At 55.3% G+C, this 219-nt stretch carries 1 protein-coding gene; it reads left to right on the forward strand.

Going from position 1 to position 219, the window contains the following annotated elements; genetic code table 11:
* Positions 1-219, forward strand: a 219-nt coding sequence (locus tag BM607_RS21965) for a hypothetical protein (RefSeq protein WP_170927480.1), incomplete at both ends; no start/stop codon positions are given.

Genomic DNA, 219 nt, shown 5'->3' on the forward strand with positions numbered 1-219 from the left:
GTTACCGCTGGCATCAATCACCAAGCCGTTGGCGGTGGTGTAGACCACGCCATTGATGGTGACGGCCAAGGTGCTGTCATCGCCCAAATCGACAGTTCCTTTGAAAATCAGGGTGTTGTCGTTGGTGATGAAGTCGCTGCCCGAGGCGCCGGTGTCATCGGTAATGCTGGTGATCGCCACGGTGTTGCCGTCGCCATCTTGGTCAATCTTGGTATCAAT

The sequence above is a fragment of the Shewanella sp. SACH genome (genome assembly GCF_001887095.2).
GTDB classification, from domain to species: domain Bacteria; phylum Pseudomonadota; class Gammaproteobacteria; order Enterobacterales; family Shewanellaceae; genus Shewanella; species Shewanella baltica.